This is a genomic window from Pseudomonas sp. Pseusp97 (assembly GCF_047304025.1).
GTDB lineage: Bacteria > Pseudomonadota > Gammaproteobacteria > Pseudomonadales > Pseudomonadaceae > Pseudomonas.
Genome location: NZ_JBGLYK010000292.1, coordinates 1 through 5,625 on the forward strand (window position 1 = coordinate 1; position 5,625 = coordinate 5,625).

5 protein-coding genes are annotated in these 5,625 nt (G+C 65.9%); 2 read left to right on the forward strand and 3 right to left on the reverse strand.

Annotation, left to right across the window (positions count from 1 at the left end):
• Positions 1 to 78: 78 nt before the first annotated feature.
• The 3 genes from codA to codB are packed head-to-tail and all read right to left on the reverse strand — an operon-like array spanning position 79 to position 3,810.
• Complete coding sequence (gene codA, locus ACCC94_RS27320) at positions 79 to 1,320, reverse strand: cytosine deaminase (protein ID WP_413352729.1); 1,242 nt, start codon at positions 1,318 to 1,320, stop codon at positions 79 to 81.
• Positions 1,321 to 1,342: 22 nt separating this feature from the next.
• The gene (locus tag ACCC94_RS27325) at positions 1,343 to 2,554 is read right to left on the reverse strand and encodes a PucR family transcriptional regulator (RefSeq protein ID WP_413352730.1); all 1,212 of its coding nucleotides are present in this window, start codon (positions 2,552 to 2,554) and stop codon (positions 1,343 to 1,345) included.
• A complete protein-coding gene (gene codB / locus ACCC94_RS27330) occupies positions 2,551 to 3,810 on the reverse strand; it encodes a cytosine permease (RefSeq protein WP_413352731.1) in 1,260 nt (419 codons plus the stop codon). The genes ACCC94_RS27325 and codB overlap by 4 nt, the downstream gene beginning before the upstream one ends.
• A gap of 457 nt (positions 3,811 to 4,267) precedes the next feature.
• On the opposite strand from codB, the gene ACCC94_RS27335 reads away from it, so the two are divergent.
• A complete protein-coding gene (locus tag ACCC94_RS27335; RefSeq protein ID WP_413352732.1) occupies positions 4,268 to 5,413 on the forward strand; it encodes an amine dehydrogenase large subunit in 1,146 nt (381 codons plus the stop codon).
• A gap of 35 nt (positions 5,414 to 5,448) precedes the next feature.
• Positions 5,449 to 5,625, forward strand: a 177-nt coding sequence (locus ACCC94_RS27340) for a MauE/DoxX family redox-associated membrane protein (RefSeq protein WP_413352733.1), incomplete at its 3' end; no start/stop codon positions are given.

A 5,625-nucleotide genomic window follows, 5' to 3' on the forward strand; every position in this document is an offset into this window, starting at 1 on the left:
TCGCCGCGTCCGCCCTCCCAACCCCCCCTCCGCTCCCACCTGCTCCCCCCCACCCCCCCGCTCCTACAGAAAAGAAGATCAGCCCTTGAGCAGCTCCACCTTCTCCGGCTCACGCTTCATCAGTACGCGGCCGTTGCGGATCGAGTACAGCGCCTTGGTCTGCTGGCGCACCGCTTCGTAGTCGCTCTCCACGCCCAGCACCAGCAGGTTGGCCGGGCGGCCGGCGGCGATGCCGTAGCGCGCGCCCAGGTTCAGCGCGCGGGCGCTGTTGTCGGTGACCAGGTCCAGCGCGCGCTGCAGGTCGTCGAAGCCCATCATGTGGCAGATGTGCAGGCCGGCATCGAGCACGCGCAGGATGTTGCCATTGCCCAACGGATACCAGGGGTCCTTGATCGAGTCCTGGCCGAAGCAGACGTTCATGCCGGCGCGGTCAAGTTCGGCCACGCGGGTCACGCCGCGGCGTTTCGGAAAGGTGTCGAAGCGGCCCTGCAGGTGGATGCTCTCGGTCGGGCAGGAAACGAAGTTGATGCCCGAGCGCTTGAGCAGACGGAACAGCTTGGAGCAATAGGCGTTGTCGTAGGAGCCCATGGCCGTGGTGTGGCTGGCAGTGACGCGACCGCCCATGCCGCGCACGCGGGCTTCTTCGGCGAGCACTTCGAGGAAGCGCGAGTTGGGGTCGTCGGTCTCGTCGCAGTGCACATCCACCAGGCAGCCGGTGCGCTCGGCCAGGTCCATGAGGAACTTGATCGAACTGACGCCCTGCTCGCGGGTGTTCTCGAAGTGCGGGATGCCGCCGACCACGTCTGCGCCCAGGCGGATCGCCTCTTCCATCAGCTCGCGGCCGCCCTCGTAGGACTCGATGCCCTCCTGCGGGAAGGCGACGATCTGCAGGTCCACCAGGTGCCGCGCTTCTTCACGCACCTCCACCATGGCCTTGAGCGCGGCCAGGGTCGGATCGGTCACGTCGACGTGGGTGCGCACGTGCTGGATGCCGTGGGCGGCCAGCATGCGGATGGTGGTGTGGGCGCGGGACTTGGTGTCCTCGTGCGTGATGGTTTCCTTGCGCTGGGCCCAGCGCTCGATACCCTCGAACAGAGTGCCGCTCATGTTCCATTCCGGCTCGCCGGCGGTCAGGGTGGCGTCGAGGTGGATGTGCGGCTCCACCAGCGGGGCGATGGCCAGGTTGCCGCGGGCATCGATGTCGTCGCCGCTGGCGGCCACGGTACCGGATTGCTGCACGACTTCGGCGATGACGTCGCCTTCGCAGCGGATGGTGAACAGGCCGGTCTGCTTGCGCAGCGAGGCGTTGATGATTTTCATGGGCTCAAAGGTCCTCTTCAGGCTATTCGTGGCGCGGCGCATTGGACATGCGCCAGATGAGCAGCGCCACGGAGGTATTCAGGCGGAATTGCGCGTCGTCCAGGGACTGGCCGCTCAGGGCCTCGATGCGCGCGATCCGCTGGTTCAGGGTGTTGCGGTGGATGCCCAGGCGCTGTGCCGCCCTGAGCGCGTTGCCGCCTTCCTGGACGAGCGCGTCGAGCGTCTCGATCAGCAGTTGCGGCTGTTTGCGGCCCGCGTCATGCAGCGGGCCGAGGGTGTCTTTCATGAACTGCTCGACCACCGCGCGATCGGGGATCGCCCGCAGCAGGCGCAGCACGCCCAGCTCACGGTAGTCGCAGAAGCCGGCGGGCGCCTGCATGCCCTCGGCGACGTCGAGCGCCTGACGGGCCTCCAGCAGCGCGCGGGGGAATTCGGCGCAGGACTCGGCACGGGCAGACAAACCGAGATAGGCGCGCAGAGGCGCCAGTTCCTGTTGCAGCTCGGCGACCAGGGCGTGCAGCTCGGCCCGTTCGGCATCCGCCAGCAGCAGGACGAACAGGTCGCCCTGGATCACCACCGGCAGGCGCTCGGGGCGCTCCTGCTGCCAGTTCTCCAGATGGTCGAGCAGGCGCTGGCGGGTCAGCTGCAAGGCGCGCTCGGCCTCCTCCGGCTCCTGTTGCTGGAACAGCGTATCGACGCCCGAGAGTCGCAGCGCCACCAGCCGGCGCGGAATCTCCAGCGGCAGTTCCAGGTGCCGGGCGCGGCGCCGGACGATTTCCAGGCTTGGGTAATCGCCGCTGAGCAGCTGGCCGAGGATATCGCGGCGCGAGGTCTTCACCTGTGTCATCTGCACCAGCGCCGTGCCGATCAGGTGGGTGACGATGACCATCTTCAGCGCGTAGGGCTGCTCGATCAGCGGCAGGCCTTCGGCTTCGGCCAGGCGCACCACGGACGTCGGAATGCGCTGGATGAACTCGTCGCCGGTGAGGATGACGATGCCGGCGATGCCGCTGGCGACGCCTTCGCGCACCAGCTGCAGCAGGTTGGCTTCGTCACGGCTGTGGTTGATGCCGGTGACGAACACCAGCTCGCCGCCCATCACCCAGTCGGCGATGCCGACGTTCTCCGCCACGTAGGACCAGCGCACGCTGCGATGCAGGTTGCGCGCGCCGGCCCGCAGCGCGAGGCTTTCCAGCCCCGGCAGGCGGAGGATTTCCTCGACGCTCAGGCTCAAGCGCGCGGCTCGGCCACCGGCGCGCGGGCGCGGGTGACTTCGGTGAGGACGATGTAGCAGACGGCGGACGCGGCGATGCCCACCAGCGGCGCGATCCACGGCGAGGCGTAGGCGAGACCCGCACCGACCGCGTAGGAGGCAAGGCCCGTGACGTTGAATGCCGGGATGTGCGTGCCCACCAGCGCCGGGTACTCACCGCGATTGCGGTACCAGTAGTCGGCCATGATCACGCCGCCCAGCGGCGGGATGATCGAGCCCAGCAGCACCAGGAACGGGATCAGCCATTCGTACATGCCGCCGATGGCGAGGATGATGCCGATGCCGGCGGCCAGCAGGGTCATGGTGCGGCGACGCTCGCTGCGCACCAGGTGGCAGGCGGCGGCGGAGACGTTGTAGATGGTCGGGCCCTGGATGGTCCACAGGTTCAGGCAGAGCATGATCACCGCGGCGAAGGACAGGCCCTGTAGCACCATCACTTCGACGATGTCGGCGTTCTGGTAGACGATGGCGCACCAGGCGCCAGCGACGATCATCAGGCCGTTGCCGATGAGGAAGGCGACCACGCTGGCGGTCACCGCAATGCGCCCGCTGCGGGCCATGCGGGTCCAGTTGGTGGCCTGGGTCGCGCCGCTGGCGAAGGTGCCGAAGACCATGGTCACGGCGGCGGAAAAGGTCAGGGTCTGGCTCGGCTCCTTCGCCAGCAGGCCGCTCCAGCCGCCAGCGTAATTGGTCGCGATGACCATGGACGCCACCAGCAGGACGAACATCAGCGGCACCGACACGCGGGACATGATGTCCAGGCCCTTGAAGCCGATGATCGCGGTGATCGAGAACAGCAGGCCGAAGACCACCATCAGAGGGATGTTCAGCCACTCCGGCAGCGACAGCATCCTCACCAGCACGATGGCCACGGTGGCGGTGCCCCAGGCGTACCAGCCCAGTTCGGCGAAGCCGAGGAGGAAGTCGGACAGCTTGCTGCCGCGCTCGCCGAAGCAGAAGCGGCCCATCAGCACGGTATTCAGGCCGCTGCGCGAGGCGATCAGGCCCAGGGCGGCGGCGTAGATGGCGAGCAGCAGATTACCGATGAAGGCGACCCAGAGCATGTCGACGAAGTCGAAGGCCATGCCGATCTTGCCGCCGGCAAACATGGTGCCAGTGAAGAAGGTGAAGCTGAACAGGACCATGGCGATGGGCAGCAGGCCTTTGCGCCCTTCCCTGGGCGTCGCGCTCAGGGGGAATTCACTGGGGGAACTCATAGGTGTCTCCGCGAGGATTGGTTGAGGACTCCCGGCCAACGCAAATAGCGGGCCGGAAAAGCCAATCAGGAACGACGCGGAAATTTTGAGCATGTCGAACATTGTGAACTGTTCACAATGCACACTTCCGGTGGGTGTTACGGCGTTTCAAGATAGCTCAAATGTGCATTGTGCGGATTTTCGGGGCACGATGCAGCTTTTTCGCACCAAAACCTGACGAAGCCTTGATCCACGCCTGTGCCGTTCGGCGGAATTCCAGGCTGGAAGCGCAACGGCAGGCTGCACTCTCCTCCTGCGACACCCTGTCACCCCCAGACAAGGAAATGGCACGGACAACAAGTCCGGTGCGTACCGACGCAGGCAGACTCTCCTCAATGTTCCGTCCGCTGGCCGCGCCCTGGCGGACAGCCTGATAACGACAGAAAGCCCGCCAACAAGAAAAAGGGAGTACCCGCCAATGAGCGTCGCCAGGTTCCTCGCTCCATCGGTCCTCGCGCTGAGCACGTGCCTCGCGATGGGCGCAGCCCAGGCCGAGCTGCCGACCGAGAGCATCGGTGAGACCGTCTTGCCGTTCCCACCCTCGCCGCACCGCGCCTACATCGTCGACGTGGAGTTCGAGAACTTCATCGCCGGCCGCGTCACCGTGGTCGACCCCGAGCAGAAGAAGATGCTCGGCATGGTCAGCACCGGCTTCGTCGCTCCGTCCACCCTGAGCCACGACGCGAAGACCCTGTACTCCGCCGATACCTTCTATTCCCGCGGCACCCGTGGCGTGCGCACCGACGTGCTGACCGCCTGGGACACCTCGAACCTGCGCCCGAAGTGGGAAGTGGAAATCCCGGCCAAGCGCGCCTCGATCCTGACCCAGAAATACGCCCTGGGCACCAGCTCCGACGACCGCTTCGTCTACATCTACAACTTCACTCCGTCCACCTCGGTCACCGTGGTCGACACGCAGGAGAAGAAGGTCGCCAGCGAAATCGCCATCAGCGGCTGCGTGCTCAACTACCCGGTGGGCAAGCGCAGCTTCGCTTCACTTTGCGGTGACGGCCAACTGCAGATCACCAAGGTCGGTGACGACGGTAAGGAAGTCGGCCGCAGCCAGACGCCGTTCTTCGACCCGAACAAGGAGAAGCTCAACGAACGCGGCCTGGCCGTGGGCGAGACCTACTTCTTCGTGACCACCGACGGCGTGGTCAAACCGGTGGACGTCTCCGGCGACAAGCCGAAGATGCTGCCGAGCTGGTCGCTGACCACCGACGAAGAACGCAAGAAGGGCTGGGGCACCGGCGGCTGGCAGCTGATGGCCGTGGCGCCCAGGCTGAACCGGATGTACGTGCTGATGCATGAAGAGCACAGCGCCGGCAAATGGGAAGACCCGAGCCCGTTCATCTGGGTCTACGACCTGAAGACGCAGAAGAAAATCGCCACCCTGGAAGCCCCCAAGCCGGTGTGGAGCCTGCACGCCACTACCGACGACAAGCCGCTGCTGCTGGGCACCGACATCGAGGGCGGCCTGCAGATCTTCGACCTGAAGACCGGCAAGTACAACGGTTCCATGGACAAGATCGCCAAGACGCCGATCCTGGTCCTGAGCCACTAAGCCTTTTTAGAAAGTCATCTCCGAGAGGTACGGAAATGTTTTCCGATCCGATCCTGATCATCGCCAGTGCGGTGGCCGTTGCGGTGCTGCTCGCCAGCGCCGCCAGCCACAAGCTGCGCGCGCCGATGCGCTTCGCCCGCCAGGTCGAAGACTACGGCCTGCTGCCGGCCTCGCTGGTCGGCCCTGTGGCCCGCGTGCTGCCGGTGGTCGAA